We start from the raw sequence: 18,875 nt of genomic DNA, 5'->3' as shown, positions 1-18,875 counted from the left end.
TCGTCGGGACCGGCAGCCGCCCGTCTCAGCGGTGCTCGCGTCGGTGCTCGTCGTGGCCCCGGACGACGAGGACGGGGCACGTGGCGTGGTGGATCACCGCCTGGCTGACGGAACCGAGCAGCAGGCCGCGGAAACCTCCTCGCCCTCGTGACCCGACGACGAGGAGGGCTGCGTCGTGCGCCGCCCCCAGCAGCACGGACGCCGCAGACCCGCGGGCGACCTGGGCTCGCACCTCCACGTCGGGGTACCGCTCGGAATGCCCTGCCAGCGACTCGGCCATGAGCGCCTTCTCGGCCGTCCGCAGCTCCTCGACCTCGTCGGGCGTCCACGCCGGTGTCGGACCGACGATGGTGGGGAGGTCCCAGGCGTGCACGGCGACGAGGGGGCACGCCAGGCGGGACGCGCGGTCGAAGGCGAGGGCGATCGCCTGCTCGCTCAGGGGAGAGCCGTCGACACCCACCACCACGGGCCCTCGCGCCGTTTGAGGAGGCCCGTCCGGGAGCCGGACCACCGCGACGGGGCAGTGCGCGTGCGCGACCACGGCTGTGCTCACCGAGCCCAGGAGGAGCCCCGCGAAGCCGCCCCGACCACGGGAACCGACGACGAGCAGCTCCGCGGCGCTGCTCTCGGCGACGAGCCCGGCCGGCACGCTCTCGCGCAGGTCGAGCGCCGTCGTCGTCGGGACGTCGGGAGCGAGGTCGTGCACGAGCCGCTCACCCTCGGTGAGGACGCGCGTGCCCAGCTGCGTGGCCAGGGTCGACGTCAGGTCGGACACCATCATGTCCTGCAGGACCGCCGTCCCCGCCACGTGGACCAGCCGGAGCCCGCGCCCGAGGCGTCGGGCCTCCTCCGCCGCCCAGGTGAGCGCCTGCCGCGCGTGGGCCGACCCGTCGTACCCGACGACCACCGGACGGTTCATGGGATGCCTCCTGACGACGGTGCCGCGCGGCGCTGCACGACGCTCCCAGCCTGGCCGCCGTGGACCTCGCCCGACAGGGACGGAGGTCCCTCGTGCGAGGTGCGCTCCGCCCCCGGGGTACGTGCCGCCACGACGATCCCCCGGACGCACTCCGGTACCGGCAGGCTGACGTCGGCCCCGCGTGCGCGATCAGGAGGTCGCGGCCTCCCGGATGAGGTCCGTGACGGCCGCCGGGTGGCTCAGCATCGCGACGTGCGAGCTGCGGATCTCGACGGTCGTCGCACCGGCGCGCGCTGCCATCGCCCGCTCCGCCTCCGGCGGGATGATCCGGTCCTGCGCGGCGACGAGGTACCAGCTGGGGATCGTGCGCCAGGCCGGCACGCCCGAGGGCGTGACGAGGGCGGCCAGGGCGCCGGGGCGCTGGGTCGCCGCCATGACGGCGGTCCGGCGACGGGGCAGGTCGGCGGCGAACAGCCGGTGGAACCAGGCGGGGTCGATGGAGGCGTCGGCGTTGCCGCCCGTGGCACCCGGGATCGGGCGCAGGACCAGGTGGTCGGTGACCTCGGTGTGGCCGCCGCCCAGGGCGTTGGCGGCCACGACGTCCTCGCCCTCGTCGGGTGCGTAGGCGGCGATGTACACCAGGGCCTTGACGTCGGGGTCTCCGGTGGCGGCGTTGGTGATGACCGCGCCGCCGTAGGAGTGGCCGACGAGCACGACGGGCCCGGTCAGGGTGTCGAGGAACGCGCGCAGGTGAGCGGCGTCGTCGACGGGCCCGCGCAGCGGGTTGGAGAAGGCCAGGGTCGGGTAGCCCTGGTCCGTGAGCCGCTGGATGACCGGCTCCCACCCGCTGGAGTCGGCGAAGGCGCCGTGGACCAGGACCACGGTGGGCCGGGGGCCGGGCGTCCCGCCGGCGGGGGCGGCCGGCGTCGAGGCCACGGCGTGCGCGGGCAGGAGCAGGGCCGCGAGGGCGGCGAGGAGGACCGCGAGGCGGCGTGGACGTCGCGATCCGAGCGAGGCGCGGGTGGACATGGGGACGACCTCTCGTCAGGGGGACCGGGCGCGCCCACCGTGGCGGGGAGGGAGGCGACGCGGACCACGTGCGGCACGTAGCCCGTCGGCCCGACGCCGACCTGCGAACGTCGCAGGGTCCAGGACCCTGGTGGGGACGGTGCTCGTCCCGTTAGCGTCGCGGCCGTGACGGGCCCGGGCGAGCTCGTGGGACGGACCGCCGAGACGCGTGCGGTCACGGCGATGCTGGCGGGCGCCCGCAACGGTCGCGGTGGGGCGCTGCTGGTGACCGGGGAGCCGGGCATCGGCAAGACCGCCCTGCTCCGCGCGTCCACCGCCGCGTTCGCGGGCAGGGTCGTGCGCATCGACGGGTTCGAGGCGGAGTCCGACCTCGCCTTCGCCGCCGTCCAACGCCTCGTCGCCGCGCTGCACCGTCACGTCCCGGCGTTGTCGCCGGCCCACGCGCACGCCCTGGCGGTGGCGGGAGGTCGGGCGGTGGGCAGCCCGCCGGACCGGTTCCTCGTCGGGCTGGCCGTGCTGTCGCTGCTGGCCGCCGCCGGTGATGCCGAGCCGGTCGTCTGCGTCGTGGACGATCTCCACCTGCTCGATCCGGAGTCGCGGGACGTGCTCATGTTCGTCGCGCGGCGCCTGGAGGCGGAGTCCGCGGCCGTGCTCCTCGCGGCACGGGACGGGGAGGCGGTCCGGCGCGTCGGCGCGGGCGTCCCCGTGCTGGTGCTGACGGGGCTCGACGCCGAGCCTGCCGTGCAGCTGCTGCGCCTCTCGCTGCCGGGCCCCATCGACCCCGCGGCCGCGGCGCGCGTCGCCGCGGCCACCGGGGGCAACCCGCTGGCGCTCGTGGACCTGGCCCGTGAGCTGTCCGTGGCCGAGCTCACCGAGTCCGCCCTGGTGGCCGAGCCGGTGCCGATCGGGACGCACCTGGAGGCCCACTACCTGCGACGGGTGCGCGTCCTGCCCGGGGAGGCGCAGACCTGGCTGCTGATCGCGGCGGCGGACTCCACCGGCGACGTGCGCCTCATCGAGAACGCTGCGGCCGCGCTGGGCGTGCCGGACGGTGCCGACGCGGCCGAGGTGGCCGGGCTGGTGAGCATCGAGGAGCGGGTGCGGTTCCGGCACCCGTTGGTGAAGTCGGCCGCCTACCACGCGGCCCCCGGTGGGCAGCGCCGCCGGGTGCACCGGGCGCTGAGCGCGGGCGCGGCCGCACTGGGTCTCGTCGAGCTCGAGGCCTGGCACGCCTCGCGGGCCGCCCGGGGCCCCGACGAGGAGGTGGCGCACCGGCTGGAGCTGGTCGCCGACCAGGCCGGACGGCGCGGTGGCTCCTCCTCGCGGGCCAACGTCCTGGCACGGGCCGCGACCCTGACCCCGGAGGGGCCACGGCGCGGTGGCCGGGTGGTCGCCGCAGCCGAGGCGGCGCTGGTCTCCGGCGCCGCCGGCGTGGCGGGCGAGCTCCTGGCCCAGGTCGAGGAGGACGTCCTGACCCGGACCGACCGTGGACGCCTGCTCGCGCTCCAGGTGTCGTTGGCGATGTTCGGCGGCGACCCGGCCATCCGGCGCGGGTCGGCGCAGATGCTGGAGGCCGCCGCCTGCTTCCGCGGCGCCGACGACGACGCCGAGCAGCGGGCCCTGGTCGGCGCCTACGAGCGGCTGCTCCCGGTCGAGCGCCTGTCCCAGGGCGTCACGCACCTCGAGCTCGGTCAGCGCCTGGCCGAGGGAGCCGCGCGGCGGGACGGCGTGACCGGTGCCGTGCTGCACGGTCTGGCCGCTCAGCTCCTGCTGCCCTACGAGCGGGCGGTGCCGGTGATGCGCAGGGCGTTGGCGGCGCTGGAGGCCCTGCCGGCGGCGGAGCTCCTGCCGTACGGCTCGGTCGGGGTCGCCCTGAGCGTCGCCCTGTGGGACCTGGCTGCGCGCGGCCGGTACCTGGACCGCAGCGTGGGCGCGGCCAGGGACACCGGTGCCCTGCAGTCGTTGGACAGCCTGCTGTGGAGCGCGGCGCTGTCCGAGCTGCGCGGCGGGACGCCGCAGCGGGCGGTGGAGTGCATGGAGCAGGTGCGCGAGCTGCGTCGCGCCATGGGCTACGACGCCGAGCACGTGGTCAACGTCGCCGTGCTCGCCTGGACGGGGGCCCCGCGCGAGCAGGTCGAGGCGATCTCGGACGGCGCTGCGGCGATCGGCTTCGGCGGGGTGCACAGCGCCGGCATGTCGGGTCTCGCCGTGCGCGACATCGCCGACGGGCACTACCGCGACGCGTTCGAGCGGCTGCGTCCCCTCGTGCACGCACCGTTCCTGCAGGTGACGCCGCTGGACCTGCCCGACTTCGTCGAGGCGGGCGTCCGTTGCGGGAGGGCTTCCGAGGCGTCGGGGGCCGTCGACCAGCTCGAGGGCATGGCCCGGGTGAGCGGCACCCCGTGGGTCCGCGGGCATGCTCACCTCGGACGCGCCCTCGTCGCCGACGACGACCGGGCCGAGGACCACTACCGCGCGGCACTCTCCGCGCTGGAGGCAGCCGGCGCGCCGGTCGACCTCGCGCGGGCGCACCTGCTGCACGGGGAGTGGCTCCGGCGCCGCCGGCGCCGCCGGGAGGCGGCACAGCAGCTGCACCGGGCGACCGAGCTCTTCGAGCGGTCCGGCGCACACCTCTTCCTCGCCCGGGCGCGCGCGGAGGACGAGGCCACCAGGACCGAGGGCACGGCACGTCGCGGCTCGTCCCCGACGGCAGGACTGACGCCCCAGGAGCTGACCGTCGCCCGGCTGGCCGCCGCCGGCCGCACCAACGCCGAGATCGGCGCCCGGATGTTCCTGTCCGGGCACACCGTCGACTACCACCTGCGCAAGGTCTTCCAGCACCTGGGCGTCACGTCACGACGCCAGCTCGCGGACCACCTCGGCGACGGGTAGGCGCGCCCGGCGTCCCCCCGCTGTCGGACTACGCACCGCACGTGGTCCCGCCCTCGCCGGGCCTCCCGAGACTGGGCACCACCCAGCCGACGGATGCGCAGGAGGACCCGTGCCGACGATCACGACCGACGACGGAACCACCATCTTCTACCGCGACTGGGGCGGCGAGGGCTCACCGGTCCTGCTCAGCCACGGCTGGCCGCTGAACTCCGACGCCTGGGAGGCCGCCGCCCTGTTCCTCGCCGAGCACGGCCACCGGGCGATCGCCCACGACCGGCGCGGGCACGGCCGCTCGAGCCAGCCCTGGGCCGGCAACGACATGGACACCTACGCCGACGACCTCGCGTGCCTCCTGGACGCCCTCGACCTGCACGACCTCACCCTCGTCGGACACTCCACCGGCGGGGGAGAGGTGGTCCGGTACCTCGCCCGGCACGGCAGCGACCGCGTGTCCCGGCTCGTGCTCGTCTCGGCCGTGCCGCCCCTCATGCTCCGTGCGGACCACAACCCCGACGGCGTCCCGATCGACGTGTTCGACGGGCTCCGCGCGGGGGAGCGCGCCGACCGCTCGCAGCTGTACCGCGACCTGGCCGACGGGCCGTTCTTCGGCCACAACCGCAACGGCGACGTCGACCGCGGCTTCCGGGACGCGTTCTGGCTGCAGAGCATGGCGTGCGGCCACCGAGCCGCCCTCGAGTGCATCGCGGCCTTCTCGGCGACGGACTTCCGCCCCGACCTGGCCGCGATCGACGTGCCGACCCTCGTCGTGCACGGGGACGACGACCAGATCGTGCCCGTCGAGGTGGGCGGCCGGCGCTCCGCCGCCCTCATCGACGGCGCGACGCTCACCGTCTACGCCGGCAGCGGGCACGCACTGCCCGACACCGACCGCCGGCGCCTGCACGCCGACCTGCTCACCTTCATCGACGGCTGAGGAGCCCGCCATGACCAGCACCGCACCCGACACGATCGTCCTGGTCCACGGCCTGTGGATGACACCGCGCAGCTGGGAGGGGTGGGTCCCCTACTACGAGGCGAAGGGGTTCCGCGTCCTGACCCCCGCCTACCCCGGCTTCGAGATCGAGGTCGAGGCCCTGCGCCAGGACCCCGACGTCATCGCCCGCCTGACCGTGCCCGAGACCGTCGACCACCTCGCGGCGGTCGTCGAGTCCGTCGCGACGCCGCCGATCCTCATGGGTCACTCCTTCGGCGGGGTCCTCACCCAGCTGCTGCTGGCCCGGGGTCTGGGCTCCGCGGCCGTGGCGATCGACTCCGCGCCCACCGAGGGGGTCCGCGTCAACCCGCTGTCGCAGGCCCGGTCGCTGTTCCCGGCGCTGAAGAACCCCGCCAACCGCCACCTCGCGGTCGGGTTCACCCCCGAGGAGTTCCACTACGCCTTCACCAACACCCTGGGCGCGGAGGCGTCGCGCGAGGTGTGGGACCGGTACGCCATCGCCGCGCCCGGTCACTGGGTCTTCGAGTACGGCCTCTTCGCGAACTTCAAGCCCGGGCGTCAGGAGACCTGGGTGGACTACGACGCCGACCGGGCACCGCTGCTGTTCATCGGCGGCGAGAAGGACCACATCATGCCCCCGGCGGTCAACAGGTCCAACGCCCGGCACTACCACCGCTCACCCGCCGTCACCGAGTACCGGGAGATCGCGGGCCGTGACCACTGGACCTGCGGGGCTCCGGGGTGGGAGCAGGTCGCCGACCTCGCGCTCGGGTGGGCTCTGGACCACGCGCGCAGCGACCAGCCGTGGCGCCCGGAGGGATCGGTCCGCCGGAGCTGAGAGGCGTGCACCTGGGTCGGGTCAGCGGCCCTCGTGGTGGACGAGCTCTGCGACGCCCTCCCTGGGGCGCACCGGCGACGGGGTAGAGGACGACGTGGCCTCTCGCGCGCCGGGCACCGGCGCCGCGCCCCGATCGGCGCAGGTATCAGGCGGCGTGCGGTCGGCTCCGCACCCTCGGACCCGCCCGGCGACGTGGTGGGACGACCCCCGAGGAGCGGCGATGCCCGGTACCACGACCTCCGTCCTGCGCACGGTCGACCACGTCGTCCGGCCCGTCACGGCGTGGTCCGTCCTCGACCACGAGCCGCTCGACCCGCTGCCCGTGGAGGCCGTCGACCCCGCGGTGCTCGTCGAGCGCCTGCGCGTCGACCCCGCCGCGGTCGAGGTCCTGCACGGCGGGGCGGCCGGCGCGGCGGAGGCGCTGCGGGGCCGGCCGGAGCTGCTCGACGAGGTCCGCCGCGTGCACGCCGCCGCCCTGCTCCCCGGCGAGACGCCGTTGGTCATCACCGACGTCACGACGGAGCCCGTGCTGTCGTGGACGCCCGCCACCCTCGTCGTGCACTACCGCAACCCCCACGAGGAGCCGGTCGTGCTCGCCTCGGTCACGGTCACCTGGGCCGGTGAGCCCTTCGTCGTCGAGCAGGAGGTCCGCGCCGACGCCCGCGAGGGCACGCTCGAGCTGCGGCTCGACGAGGAGCACACCCTCCCGGTGGGCCCGGCGGGCCTCGACGTGACGCTCTGGCGTGCCGACGGCGCCCGGGCGGCCGTGCGGCACACCGTCCTCGTCCTGCCCTCGAACCCGCTGGCGATGGCGCTGGGTCCCGCCGGCGCCCGGGTCACGGGCAGCTGGAGCCTGCGCGGCGACCACCGGCCGGAGAGCGACACCTTCGTGACGGAGTGCGAGATCACGATCACCAACGGCGACCCGCGGCCGGTCGCGATGGGCCGCTCGATGTCCTGGGAGTTCTGGGACGGCCCCGTCGGCGGCGGGACGCGGGTCGAGGCGGGCACGCTCACCTGGTCGGCGCCGATCACGGTGCCGGCCCTCGGTGCCTGGCGCGGCAGCGTCCACTTCTCCTCGCCTCGGGGCAGCGGCGTCTTCGGCCGGTACGACCGCAAGGAGGACCTGGCGCTGGCGGTGTCCGCCACGGCCGTCGACGGGCGGGTGCTGCGCGCGGAGATCACCGCCCGGACCCTGCTGGCCTACGGCGTGAACATCATCAAGGTCGGCACGTTCGGGGCCCAGGAGCACGCCGACCTCTACGCCGCCGTCGACCGGATGCGCGAGGTCTTCGAGGCCCGGGACATCACGCTGCGGGGCGTCGACCGGCGCCTCATCACCGCCGCCCAGGCCGGCGGCTACACGACCGTCGGCTCCGAGGACGAGTACCGCGACATGCTCGAGGCGTGGTCGTGCGCGAACGACTACGTCGACGTCTTCGTGGTGCAGGACTTCGCCTGGGCCGGCTACAACGGGTACGCGGGCGACATCCCCGGTCCCGCCACCAAGGGCGGCCGCAAGGACGGCGTCGCCGTGGAGAAGACGGGCTACACGGACGGCTCCGGCACGGCCCGGCTCGACGTCGAGACGCTCGCGCTGCTCGTCGGCCACGAGGTCGGGCACTACCTGGGCCTGGCACACCAGGAGACCACCGACAACCTCATGCGCAGCAGCAGCGGCGTGCGCGGGGCCGCGGTCGACTACGAGCAGTACCGGCTGATGTTCCCGCACGGCTACGTCGTGCACCTCTGACCACCCGCGCCCCGCCCGTCCTGCCCGCCCGACCGCTGACCGGAGACCCCCGATGGCCGACCTCACGTACCTCCCGCCCGAGCGCCCGCGCCCCGAGCCGCCCGGGGGCGCCACCCGCCCCTCCGTCCGGGTCGACACCGGTGCCTTCCCCCGCGTCGCCGCCCGGATCGACCTCGACGAACGGCTGCTCGCGGGCACCTGCGGGATCGACGGGCCCGAGCTGCGGGTGGGCGCCGAGGACCTCGACCTGCTGCTGCTGGCCGCGGCCGAGCGCTTCGGCGCCGGCGCCGGCGTGCTCCGGCGGCAGGCCGTGCTCGCCCTCGGCCTGCTCGACGCGGACCCGGCGCGCGAGCGCCTGCGGGAGCTGGCCCTCTCGCCGTTCGAGCACCACCAGGTCCGGCTGCACGCGCTCGCCGCGCTGGGCCCGGACCGGGCGCGGGAGGTCGCCGAGCGGCTGCGCGAGGACCCGGACGAGGCCGTGCGGGACCGCGCGACGAGGATCGCGGACGGCACCGCCCCCGAGCGGCCTCCGGTGCCCGCCGTCGTGCCGGTGGACCGGCGGGGCGCCCCGGACGGCCGCGGCGCCGACGGGCACGACGGCCACCGCTGCTGCTGCGCCTGCTGACGCCGCTGCCGGATCCCCGTCGCACAGGGCGGGCGCGTGCTCCGAGCACGAGGTGAGGCAGCCGACGCGCGAGGTGGTGACGGGTCAGCTGCGGCAGCAGGAACGGCAGAGGCCGCCGCACCGGACGGTGCGACGGCCTCTGATCGACGACGACAGCGTCGGGCTGACAGGATTTGAACCTGCGACCCCTTGACCCCCAGTCAAGTGCGCTACCAAGCTGCGCTACAGCCCGCCGGCTCCCGCAGGAGCCGCCGACGACTCTACCGCACCGAGGACCCCCGTCCGGAACACCCGGGCGGCACGTCGTGCCGCCGGCTCACCCGACGAGCTCCCCGGCGCGCACCGCCGCCCGGTGCGCGGCGACGGCGTCGACCTGGCGCAGGATGGCGTCGAGGACGGGGGCGCGGTCGAAGCGCTCGGCGTAGGCGCGCGCGTCCGTCAAGAGCTCGGCGCGAGCGGCCTCGGACAGGCCGAGGACCGCGTGGTCGATCGCCGCCGCCAGGGCGTCGGGGTCCTCCACGGGCACGACGAGGGCGTGGTCGCCGACGGCCTCGCCGACGCCGCCGGTCGTCGTCGTGATGACCGGGCCGCCGCCGGAGAGCATGACCTCCGTCAGCGCGATGCCGAACGTCTCGACGAACTCCGGCAGGGGCTTGGTCGGGAGGGCGAATGCCGCGCACGCCGCCATGAGGTGGCGCTTCTCCTCGTCGTCGACGTCGTCGAGGAACCGGATCCGGCTCGCGACGGGGGAGCGGCCCGCCAGCTCGCGGTAGAGGCCCGCCTGCGGCCCCGTGCCGGCGATGACGAGGCCGACCTCCGTGCTCGCCCGCGAGCGGCCGAACGCCTCGATGAGGTCGTCGACGCCCTTGGCGGGCATGAGGCGGGAGAGGAACAGCACGTAGCCGTCGCGCTCGAGGCCGCGGGAGGCGAGGACCTCCGCCGTGCGCGCCGGCTCGAGGTGGAGGTACGGGCGCACGTCGACGGCCGGGTAGGACACCTGGAGCCGCTCGGCCAGCCGCGTGGCGTACGTCGTGCCGTGGCGCGCGTCCACGGCCCCGGCCTCCTGCACGACGAGGTCGAGCGTGTACTGCGACACGGCGAGGACGACGTCGTGCTCGAGGTAGGCCGTCAGCACGTGCGCGGCGGCGCCGAAGCGGTCCTGCGCCACCGCGGCGCGGACCACGTTCGTGACGTCGGAGCCCACGGCCTCGGCGACCGTCACGAGGTCGACGGGCAGGCCCGACGACCGGGCGATCCGCGCCGCGTCGGCGACGGCCACGGCGTGCGGGCTCAGGTACAGCGACATCGCGACGGTCGGCACGCCGTCGGTGAACAGCTCGACGAGGCGCCCCGTGAGCCCGGCCAGCCAGCGGCCGTCGGGCACCTTGTAGTCGCCGACCGGGGCCGGGCGCTCCACGACGACGCCGTCGCGGTAGGGCAGGACGCGGTCCAGCGGCTTCAGGGGCAGGCCGGAGCGCTCGAGCACGTCCAGCGGCCACGTGACGATGCGGACCTCGTCGAACCCGCGGTCGAGCGCGGCCTCGGCGAGGTTGCGGGCCTCGCCGGAGTGGCCGCAGATGACGGGGTCGGCGCGGACCACGATGACGAGGCGGCGGGTCGGGCGACGCGCGGCGGGGGAGGCGGTGGTCATGGCGCTCCTCGGGGTCGTCGGAGGGGAGGCCGGCCCGGGAGGGCCGGCGGGGGCGGGACGGGGAGGGCGTCGGCCGCGTGGCCGGCGCCTACCGAGGGCTGAGGGGGCTCGGCGTCGAGGGCGGCCGCTGCCGCACGGCCCACCCGGACGGCTCCGGCCCGAGCTCCACGTGCAGGTGCCCACCGGCGTGGAGCTGGGACGTGGTGATCCAACCGCGGTCCAGCGCCCGTCCGTCGAGCGTCATCCGCTGCACGTGCTGCGGGGGACCGTCCGGCTCCGGCTCGACGAACCCGTCCGTCGTGACCCGCAGGGTCGCGCCCGAGCCGAGCGCGAGCTGCGACTCCCGGTAGGACGGGGCGTTGAGGAGCACGAGGTCCTGCCCGGCCACGGGGAACAGCCCGAGCGCGGCCCACACGTACCAGGAGGACAGGCCGCCGGAGTCGTCGTTGCCCGGCAGGCCGCCGCGGCCGGTGCCGAACTGCTGGTGCAGGACCGCGTGGACGACCTCCGCCGTGCGGTCCGGCCGGCCGGCGTACTGGTAGGCCCAGGGCGCGTCCATGTCGGGCTCGTTGTTGAGGCCCTCGAAGCGGTCGAGCGCGTAGCCGTCGGCGAGCTCCTCGACCGACGGCGCCAGCCCGGGCTGCCGGACGGGGTCGGCGCCGTAGCCGAAGAAGCGGTCGAGCAGGGCGACGAAGGGCTCGTCGCCCCCGGCCAGCGCGATCCGCGCGGCCATGTCGTGCTGGAGGCGGAAGGAGTAGTTCCAGCGGCCGCCCTCGTAGAACTCCGAGTCGCGCAGGAGGCCCGTCGACGGGTCGTAGGCGTTGCGCCAGCGCTCGGCGAGGGGGACGAACTGGTCGACGAGCGCGCGGTCGCCCACGTGTGCCGCGATCCGTGCGCTGCACCAGTAGCCGAAGGCGAGGTCGAGGGTGTGGCTGATGGGGTGCGCCCGCCCGCGGAGCAGGAAGTCCTCGCCGTAGGTGCGGCGCAGGTCGTTGTGCATGTGCACCAGGGCCCAGTCCCAGTCCATGCCGGGCAGGTTCAGCGCGCACAGGTCGGCGAAGAACGTGTGCGACAGGGCGCTGCCCTGCCGGGAGAACCGGTCGGCCCCGCGCGCCATGCGGTAGCCGATGGGGAGGTTGCCCTCCTCCTCGGCGATGTGGAGCAGGGCGGTCGCGAGCTCGACGGCGGCGTCGGGGCGCAGCGCCGTGAGCAGGGGCAGCTGCGTGCGGTAGACGTCCCACATCGTCGCGAGGTCGAAGGCGTAGGGGCCCGGGCTCGGCCAGAAGGGGCTCTCGTCGCGCGCCAGGCAGGGCTTGATGAGCGAGTGGTAGACGGCCGTGGACAGCACGGTGCGGCGCTCGGCCGACGGCGTGTCGACCTGGACCGCGTCCACGTGCGAGCGCCAGACGGCGGCCGTGGCGGCGCGGCGCTCGTCGAACCCGCCGCCGCCGACGTCCGCCTCGAGGTTCGCGCGGGCCTGCTCCACCCCGCGCAGGGAGAAGCCGAACCGCAGCTCGACGGTCTGCCCCGGCTCGGACGGGCCGGCCCACATGAACCCGAAGGTGCGCAGGGTCGTCGGGCGGATGCGGTCGAAGTCCAGGCGCGTGCCGCCGGGCATGAGGCGGCGGTCGTACCAGAGCATCTGGCGCCACGGGTGGGCGTCGCACTCCACGTGCAGCGCCAGCGGCGCGCCCTCGACGCGGATCTCGCCCTGCGCCTGGCCCGGCCCGACGAGGTCGAGGTGCGCGCGCAGGGGGACGGTGCGGCCGTAGGGGATGACGAGCCCGCCCATGGACAGGTCGACGACCACCCGGGCGTCGCGGTGGGAGGGGAACGTGTACCGGTGCACGGCGCTCTTGGGGCCGACCGTGATCTCGCACCGGATGCCGGAGGCGAGGGTGCACGCGTAGTACCCGGGCTCGGCGACCTCGTCGGTGACCTCCCAGTGCTGGCCCAGGTCGTCGAGCGGCTGGAGCATCGGCGTGACGCGGAAGTAGTTGTAGTACTTGCGGATCGCGCCGGTGCCCGACTGCTGGAAGTGCGTGAAGCCCGAGGCCACGGTGCGGTCGTAGAGGGACGGCGGCAGGCCCTCGGTGCTGAGCTCGTAGCGGCCGTAGCCCGTGGGGTAGCCGCCGGAGTACGCGCAGGCCGACACCATGCCGAGGGGGTAGGTCGCGCCCGGGTGCGTGTTGCCCACCTGCGGCTTCGGCCACCACCAGGTCGCGGCCAGGCCCTGCGGCGCCGGCAGGTCGGTCGCCTGCGTGCCGATGAAGGGGTCGACGTCCTCGAGCACCGCACCTCCCACCGTCGGTCGCGGCGGGTGCCGCGCGGGTCACCGGGCCGTTCGGGCGTCGCTGCCGGACCGCGTCGGCGGCCGTCCTCCCGGACGACGCCCACCGTCCCGAGGGGCAGACGGTAGGGGCCGCGTGTGTCCAGGAGGTTGCGGCGCGACGACCGTACGGTGGCCGGCCACCGGTGACCAGGGGCTGGGGGCGGGCGGGACGCACGTCACCCCGGGCGGGGGCCGTCGGCGTGGGCGTCGCAGGCTAGGGTCGGGCGCCGGCGGCCGCAGCGGTCGCCGTCCCGACCCCGGAGGTGCCCGCCCCGTGTCCACCGAGCCCACGGCCCCGCGCCTGGTCGCGTTCGACCTCGACGACACGCTCGCACCGTCGAAGAGCCCCCTGGACCCGCGGATGGCCGACCTGCTCGTCGCGCTGCTCGCGGAGGCCGAGGTGTGCGTCATCAGCGGCGGCCAGTTCGGCCAGTTCCGCATGCAGCTGGTCGACCGGCTCCCCGCCGAGGCCGCCGACGCGTTCGACCGGCTCCACCTCATGCCCACCTGCGGCACGCAGTACTGGCGCTTCGGCGACGGCGACTGGGTGCAGCAGTACGCCGAGAACCTCTCCGACGACGAGAAGAGCCGTGCCCTGCGCGCCGTCGAGGAGCAGGCGAAGGCGCACGGGCTCTGGGAGTCCGAGACCTGGGGCCCGATCCTCGAGGACCGCGGCAGCCAGATCACGTTCTCGGCCCTCGGCCAGGCGGCCCCCGTCGCCGCCAAGTCGGCGTGGGACCCCACGGGCGAGAAGAAGAGCACCCTGCGCGCGGCCGTCGCCGAGCTGCTGCCCGACCTCGAGGTCCGCTCCGGCGGCTCGACGTCCGTCGACATCACCCGCAAGGGCATCGACAAGGCCTACGGCATGAACCGGCTGGCGGAGCTCACGGGCGTCGGCCTGCAGGAGATGCTCTTCGTCGGGGACCGTCTCGACGAGGCCGGCAACGACTACCCCGTCCTCGCGCTGGGCGTCCCGTGCCACGCGGTGGAGGGCTGGGAGGACACCGCCGCCTACCTCGAGGGCGAGCTCCTGCCGCGCCTGCGCGCCGCCCGCGCCACGGCCTGAGCCCTCACGGCTCCGCCGTACACAGCACCGCCCCGGCCCCGGCCGGCCCCCGCGAGGGGTGCCGCCCGGGGCTGCGGCGTCCTACCGTGGCGGCATGTGCCGGAACATCACGATGCTGCGCGGTCTCGAGCCCGGGGCGACGGCGGAGGAGATCCATGCCGCCGCCCTCCAGTACGTGCGGAAGGTCTCGGGCGTCACCGCGCCGAGCGCCGCGACGCGGGAGGCGATGGACGTGGCCGTCGCGGCGATCGCGGCGGCGACGACGACCCTGCTGCAGGACCTGCCCGCCCGGCGCGTCCCGCCGCCGACCCTGCCGCCCCTGCGCCGCCCCGAGGTGCGCGCCCGCATCGCCGCCACCACCCGCGCCACGGCCTGACGTCCGCCCGGCCTCCTCGCCCGGGTCGCGCCCCCCCCCGGTCGACGAGATGTCCTTCGGGGTCGGTCCCGGACCTCGTCGAGCGGCCGGAAGGGGCATCTCGTGGGACAGGAGAGGCAGGACGTCTACGCCGGCCTGTCCACGCCCGGACGCCTGTCCAGGCACGAGATGCCTCCTCGGGTCGGTTCGCGTCCTCGTCGAGCGGTCCGCACGGGCATCTGGTCGGGAGGGGGCGACCGGAGGCAGCGAGGCCGGAGGGGGACGACCGGGGGCGGGGGACCGCGGTCAGGGGACCAGGCGGGGGATGCCGGGCGGGGCCACGGCGGCGAGGGCGAGGTAGCGGGCCTCGGCGCGGTGGAGCCGGATGTGCTCGTCGAGGGACCAGGTCGGCCCGTTGACGAGGTCCATGCCGCAGGCGCAGGCGATGGACACGCGTCCGTCGGGCAGCCGGCGCACGTCGCCCACGGTGGTGTGCTCCGTCGACGCCCGGACCTTCGCCCGGCGCATCGCGGCGCTGACCGCCTCGGTCGCGTCGTGGTCGGCACCCGGCACGGGCTCGGGCACGGGCTCGGGCACGGGCTCGGGCACGGCGACCGCGTCCCCGGCCGCGCCGGGGGGCGTCACCGGCGCGCGCCCTCGCGGACCCCGCGGCGGGCCATGCCGTCGACGCCGTCGGCGTCCTCGGGCGGCTGCAGCGCGGTGTCGGCGTCGCCCGAGCGCGGCTGGTCCCCGGTGCCGCCGGCGACAGACGGCGTGCCCGACGAGGACCCCGCCAGCGTCGGCATGAGGTCGTGCAGCACGGGCGTCCAGGCCGGCAGTCGCTCGGGGAAGCAGCGGTGCAGCAGGTCGACCATCGTCGCCACGGCCGTGGACGCGCCGGGGGACGCGCCGAGCAGGCCGGCGATGGAGCCGTCGGCGGCGGTGATGAGCTCCGTGCCGAACTTGAGGACGCCGTCGGGCGCGATGACCTGGACGCGCTGGCCGGCGGTGATGAGCTCCCAGTCCCGGCCGCGGGCCGTGGGCATGAAGGCGCGCAGCGCCTGCAGGCGCTTCTCCTCGCCCGCCGTGACCTCGCTGATGAGGTACTTCAGCAGCCCGACGTTCCGCAGCCCGACGAGCACCATCGGCCACAGGTTCCGCGGCCGGATCGAGGTGAGGAGGTCGGTCCACGACCCGCCCTTGAGGAACTTCATGCTCCACCCGGCGTAGGGGCCGAACATGATCGAGGGGCGCCCGTCGACGACGCGCGTGTCGAGGTGCGGCACGGACATGGGCGGCGCCCCGATGTCGGCCTTCCCGTAGACCTTCGCGTGGTGCCGGGAGGTCAGGTCGGGCGACGTCGTGCGCAGGAACTGGCCGCTGATGGGGAAGCCGGCGTAGCCCTGCGCCTCGCGGATGCCCGACTTCTGCAGCAGGTGCAGCGCGCCGCCGCCGGCGCCCACGAAGACGAACCGGGCGTCGAGCGTCCGCGTGCCGCTGCCGTTCCAGCGCTTGTCGGCCACCGTCAGCCGCCAGCCGTCGCCACGGCGCTTGAGCTTCGTGACCTCGCTCCACGTCTCGAGCCGGCCGCCGCGCGCGACGAGGTCGTCGAGCATGAGGCGGGTCAGCGCGCCGTAGTCGACGTCGGTGCCCTCCGGCGCGAAGGTCGCCGCCACGGGCTCCTTGCGCACGCGGCCCTCCATGACGAGCGGGGCCCAGGCGGCGATCCGCTTCGGGTCGTCGGAGAACTCCATGCGCGCGAAGGAGGGGTGCCGGCGCAGCGCGTCGTGGCGGCGGCGCAGGAACTCGACGTTCTCGCGCCCGCGCACGAACGTCATGTGCGGCGTCACGCTGAGGAACGGCGACCCGGCCGGCAGGCGGCCCGCCCGCTCCAGCCGGTCCCACAGCTCGCGCGAGAGGCGGAACTCGTCGTTGATGACGACCGCCTTGGAGATGTCGACGGTGCCGCCGGGGCCCTCGGGGGTGTAGTTGAGCTCGCAGAGGGCGGCGTGACCGGTGCCGGCGTTGTTCCAGGCGTTCGAGCTCTCCGTGGCCGGCTCGGCCTCCCGCTCGAGCACCCGGATCGTCCAGGAGGGCTCGAGGGTGGCGAGGATCGCGCCGAGGGTGGCGCTCATGATGCCGCCGCCGACGAGGGCGACGTCCACGACGTCGTGCTGGGAGGTCACCCCCCGATGGTAGATGCCCGGGAAAGCGGGGTCCGCCCGGGACGGGTGCGCCCCTCGTCACCTCCACCAGGCCCGTCACAGCCGACGCCGCGGACCGGGTCGCGGGCCGCGCGTCGGGGGTGCCGCGACGGCCGTCCCCGGGGGATGATCGGCGCATGGGCACGCACCGTGATCTGACCTCGGACCCGTCGGCCGAAGGGATCGCCCCGCCGGAGCCCCGGACGGAGGGCACGGACGTCCGCTCGGGCGGGGACCCGCGCCGCGCACCGCGCTCCCTCGGGGCTGCCGAGCTCCAGCCGGACGACGAGGCGCTCGCCGCCGGCGACGAGTGGGACGACCCGGACCGCCTCTGACCGACCAGACCCGCCCGCCTGGCCGGTCGGCCTCTCTCGGCCCCACCCGGCGCCGCGGGTCAGCCGACGAGGCCGCGCTCCCGCGCCTCGCGCAGCAGCGCGTCGCCGTCCGGCCCCTGGAGCACCGCAACGTCGTCGGCGCGGGGCGCCAGGGCGACCGTGCCGCCGGGGCCGCGGCGCCGCGGGGTGGGCGTCGGCACGGGTGCCCCGTGGGCCAGCACGTGCTCGGCGAACGTCAGCTGCCGGATGAGGACGGCCCGGACGTGGCTGCGGTGGCGCTGCACCACGCCGGAGTAGACCTCGGGGTCGCGCTGGCCGTCGTCGCCCACGAGGACCCACCGGACGTCGGGCAGCTCCGCGACGAGGCGCTCCAGCTGCGCGACCTTGTGCTCCTTGCCGCTGCGGAACCAGCCCGTGTTCGTCGGACCCCAGTCCGTGAGGAGCATCGGGCCCGCCGGGTAGCGGTGCCGGCGCAGGAAGCGCGCGAGCGCCGGCGCGGCGTTCCACGCCCCGGTCGACAGGTAGACCACCGGCACGCCCGGGTCGCCGCCGGTGATCCCGGCGTAGAGGTCGGCCATCCCGGGGATCGTCTCGCGGGCGGCCTCGGACCGGACGAGGGAGTTCCACGCGGCGACGAGGGGCCGGGGGAGGCGCGTCACCATGACGGTGTCGTCGATGTCGCTGACGAGCCCCGTACGCTGCTCCGCGGCCACGACGAGGACCCGGGCAGTGCTCGAGCGCCCGTCGGAGGACTCCAGGGGCACGTCGTGCCACCCCGGCGGCAGGTCCGCGGGCACCACGGCGTCGACGTAGCCGCCGCGGTCGCCGGCGAGCCGGTGCGTGAGGCCGCCGACGTGGGCGACGAGGTGCCCGTCGGGCACCTGCGCGGTGAGGAACGAGCGCCACCCCCGCACCCGCGGCGCCTCCTCGGCGCCGGTCTGCTCGGCCGACCCGGCGCCCGGCAGCTCGTCGTCCTGCACCACGGGCGCGGCGAGCACGACGCGCGCCATGACCCGGACCCAGCCGGGCCCGCCGTAGCCGGCGTAGGCCTCGACGCGCTCCGTCCACCCGCGCCCGCGCAGCACCCGCACCACGGCGCGGTTGACCCGGTCCTCGACGCGGGCGGCGCGGTGCGGCCGCCGGGAGGTGGCCGAGCCCGGCGACGGGGGCGGCACGGGCACGGCGGGGCCGGCCGCCGCGGGGGGAGCCGGGAAGGGCGCGGAGGGGGCCGTACGCCCGACGGGACCGGGACCCGCGGGGGTCCCGGTCCCGTCGTGCGCGGTCCCGTCCGGCGTGCCGGTGGTCACCGGCTGCTCACCGCTCGCGGTCGCCCGTGATGGCGGTGGCGTCCGCGGAGGCCTCGACCTCGGAGCTCGCGTCGCCCGTGGCGAGCTGGCCGCCCGCGTTCTCCAGGTGCGCGCGCACGAACCAGTGGAACAGCTCGAGCTCGCGCAGCTGGCCGATGATCATGTCGTTCGTGACGTCGTCGACCTCCTCCGTGGCCTTCATGGCCTTGCGGTGGTCGGTGATGACACCGGTGTAGACGAGGTCCAGGGCGCCGAGGTGCGCGATGGCGCCGTCGCGGCCCAGGGAGTAGTCGTCCCAGCTGCGCTCGGCGACGATGGAGCCGGGCGTGCCCTTGGGGGAGGCGCCGAGGGTGGCGATCCGCTCGGCCGTCTCGTCGGCCATCTTGCGCACGGCCTTCACCTGCGGGTCGAGCATCTCGTGCACCGCGATGAAGTGCGGGCCGACGACGTTCCAGTGCACGTGCTTCAGCGTGAGCTGGAGGTCGTTGAGGGCGTGCAGCCGGCCCTGGAGGACGTCGGCGACCTGCGCGCCGTCCTCGGGGGAGATCGTCGGGATGGTGTAGCTGGGCAGGGACGTGCGAGCCATGACTGCTCCTCTTCCGTTCGGCGATGGG

General features: G+C 75.6%; 16 protein-coding genes and 1 tRNA gene. 8 read left to right on the top strand and 9 right to left on the bottom strand.

The features are described 5' to 3' along the window. Positions 1 to 25 precede the first annotated feature (25 nt). Together EJA20_RS04760 and EJA20_RS04755 are read right to left on the bottom strand one after the other, a co-directional pair. Positions 26 to 919, bottom strand: coding sequence for a universal stress protein (locus EJA20_RS04760; RefSeq protein WP_129337009.1), 894 nt, complete (start codon positions 917 to 919; stop codon positions 26 to 28). Positions 920 to 1,108: 189 nt separating this feature from the next. After that, positions 1,109 to 1,948 carry an alpha/beta fold hydrolase gene (locus EJA20_RS04755; RefSeq protein WP_129337008.1) on the bottom strand — a complete coding sequence of 280 codons (840 nt, stop codon included), beginning with the start codon at positions 1,946 to 1,948 and terminating at the stop codon, positions 1,109 to 1,111. Positions 1,949 to 2,113: 165 nt separating this feature from the next. Between EJA20_RS04755 and EJA20_RS04750 the strand changes: the two genes are divergently transcribed. The 5 genes from EJA20_RS04750 to EJA20_RS04730 all read left to right on the top strand — a co-directional run bounded on the left by EJA20_RS04750 (position 2,114) and on the right by EJA20_RS04730 (position 9,011). Beyond that, positions 2,114 to 4,840, top strand: a complete 2,727-nt coding sequence (locus EJA20_RS04750; protein WP_240675043.1) for an AAA family ATPase — start codon at positions 2,114 to 2,116, stop codon at positions 4,838 to 4,840. Positions 4,841 to 4,949: 109 nt separating this feature from the next. Then, positions 4,950 to 5,774 (top strand): alpha/beta fold hydrolase, encoded by an 825-nt coding sequence (locus EJA20_RS04745; protein ID WP_129337007.1) that lies wholly within the window; start codon positions 4,950 to 4,952, stop codon positions 5,772 to 5,774. Positions 5,775 to 5,784: 10 nt separating this feature from the next. Next, positions 5,785 to 6,633 carry an alpha/beta hydrolase gene (locus EJA20_RS04740; RefSeq protein ID WP_129337006.1) on the top strand — a complete coding sequence of 283 codons (849 nt, stop codon included), beginning with the start codon at positions 5,785 to 5,787 and terminating at the stop codon, positions 6,631 to 6,633. 220 nt (positions 6,634 to 6,853) lie between these two features. Beyond that, positions 6,854 to 8,386 carry a zinc metalloprotease gene (locus tag EJA20_RS04735; RefSeq protein WP_129337005.1) on the top strand — a complete coding sequence of 511 codons (1,533 nt, stop codon included), beginning with the start codon at positions 6,854 to 6,856 and terminating at the stop codon, positions 8,384 to 8,386. Positions 8,387 to 8,438: 52 nt separating this feature from the next. Continuing rightward, the gene (locus tag EJA20_RS04730) at positions 8,439 to 9,011 is read left to right on the top strand and encodes a HEAT repeat domain-containing protein (protein WP_129337004.1); all 573 of its coding nucleotides are present in this window, start codon (positions 8,439 to 8,441) and stop codon (positions 9,009 to 9,011) included. 158 nt (positions 9,012 to 9,169) lie between these two features. Here the strand turns inward: EJA20_RS04730 and EJA20_RS04725 are convergent. From EJA20_RS04725 to EJA20_RS04715, 3 genes are all read right to left on the bottom strand, one after another. Further along, positions 9,170 to 9,243 (bottom strand) — tRNA-Pro (locus tag EJA20_RS04725). Between the two features lie 84 nt (positions 9,244 to 9,327). Then, positions 9,328 to 10,662, bottom strand: a complete 1,335-nt coding sequence (locus tag EJA20_RS04720) for a glycosyltransferase (RefSeq protein WP_129337003.1) — start codon at positions 10,660 to 10,662, stop codon at positions 9,328 to 9,330. A gap of 88 nt (positions 10,663 to 10,750) precedes the next feature. Continuing rightward, positions 10,751 to 12,955: a glycoside hydrolase domain-containing protein gene (locus EJA20_RS04715; protein WP_129337002.1), complete on the bottom strand. Its 2,205-nt coding sequence runs from the start codon at positions 12,953 to 12,955 to the stop codon at positions 10,751 to 10,753. Between the two features lie 313 nt (positions 12,956 to 13,268). Here EJA20_RS04715 and EJA20_RS04710 point away from each other — a divergent pair, with 313 nt between their 5' ends. Both EJA20_RS04710 and EJA20_RS04705 read left to right on the top strand, forming a co-directional pair. Further along, on the top strand, positions 13,269 to 14,060 hold the full coding sequence (locus EJA20_RS04710; RefSeq protein WP_129337001.1) for an HAD-IIB family hydrolase: 792 nt from the start codon (positions 13,269 to 13,271) through the stop codon (positions 14,058 to 14,060). Between the two features lie 94 nt (positions 14,061 to 14,154). Beyond that, the gene (locus EJA20_RS04705) at positions 14,155 to 14,436 is read left to right on the top strand and encodes a DUF2277 domain-containing protein (RefSeq protein ID WP_129337000.1); all 282 of its coding nucleotides are present in this window, start codon (positions 14,155 to 14,157) and stop codon (positions 14,434 to 14,436) included. Between the two features lie 285 nt (positions 14,437 to 14,721). On the opposite strand, the gene EJA20_RS04700 is transcribed toward EJA20_RS04705, so the two are convergent. Further along, positions 14,722 to 15,060, bottom strand: coding sequence for a hypothetical protein (locus EJA20_RS04700; protein ID WP_240675042.1), 339 nt, complete (start codon positions 15,058 to 15,060; stop codon positions 14,722 to 14,724). Then, positions 15,057 to 16,601, bottom strand: a complete 1,545-nt coding sequence (gene mqo, locus EJA20_RS04695; RefSeq protein WP_276319522.1) for a malate dehydrogenase (quinone) — start codon at positions 16,599 to 16,601, stop codon at positions 15,057 to 15,059. Before mqo ends, EJA20_RS04700 begins: the two co-directional genes overlap by 4 nt. Before the next feature lie 155 nt (positions 16,602 to 16,756). Between mqo and EJA20_RS04690 the strand changes: the two genes are divergently transcribed. After that, positions 16,757 to 16,954, top strand: coding sequence for a hypothetical protein (locus tag EJA20_RS04690; protein WP_129336999.1), 198 nt, complete (start codon positions 16,757 to 16,759; stop codon positions 16,952 to 16,954). A 59-nt stretch (positions 16,955 to 17,013) separates the two neighbouring features. Here EJA20_RS04690 and EJA20_RS04685 read toward each other — a convergent pair whose 3' ends face one another. Continuing rightward, the gene (locus EJA20_RS04685) at positions 17,014 to 18,135 is read right to left on the bottom strand and encodes an App1 family protein (RefSeq protein ID WP_129336998.1); all 1,122 of its coding nucleotides are present in this window, start codon (positions 18,133 to 18,135) and stop codon (positions 17,014 to 17,016) included. 133 nt (positions 18,136 to 18,268) lie between these two features. Then, positions 18,269 to 18,847: a Dps family protein gene (locus tag EJA20_RS04680; RefSeq protein ID WP_129336997.1), complete on the bottom strand. Its 579-nt coding sequence runs from the start codon at positions 18,845 to 18,847 to the stop codon at positions 18,269 to 18,271. Between the last annotated feature and the right edge of the window lie 28 nt (positions 18,848 to 18,875).

This window comes from Cellulomonas endophytica (assembly GCF_004123805.1).
Taxonomy (GTDB): domain Bacteria; phylum Actinomycetota; class Actinomycetes; order Actinomycetales; family Cellulomonadaceae; genus Cellulomonas; species Cellulomonas endophytica.
This window is presented reverse-complemented; position numbering and strand designations above follow the sequence as displayed.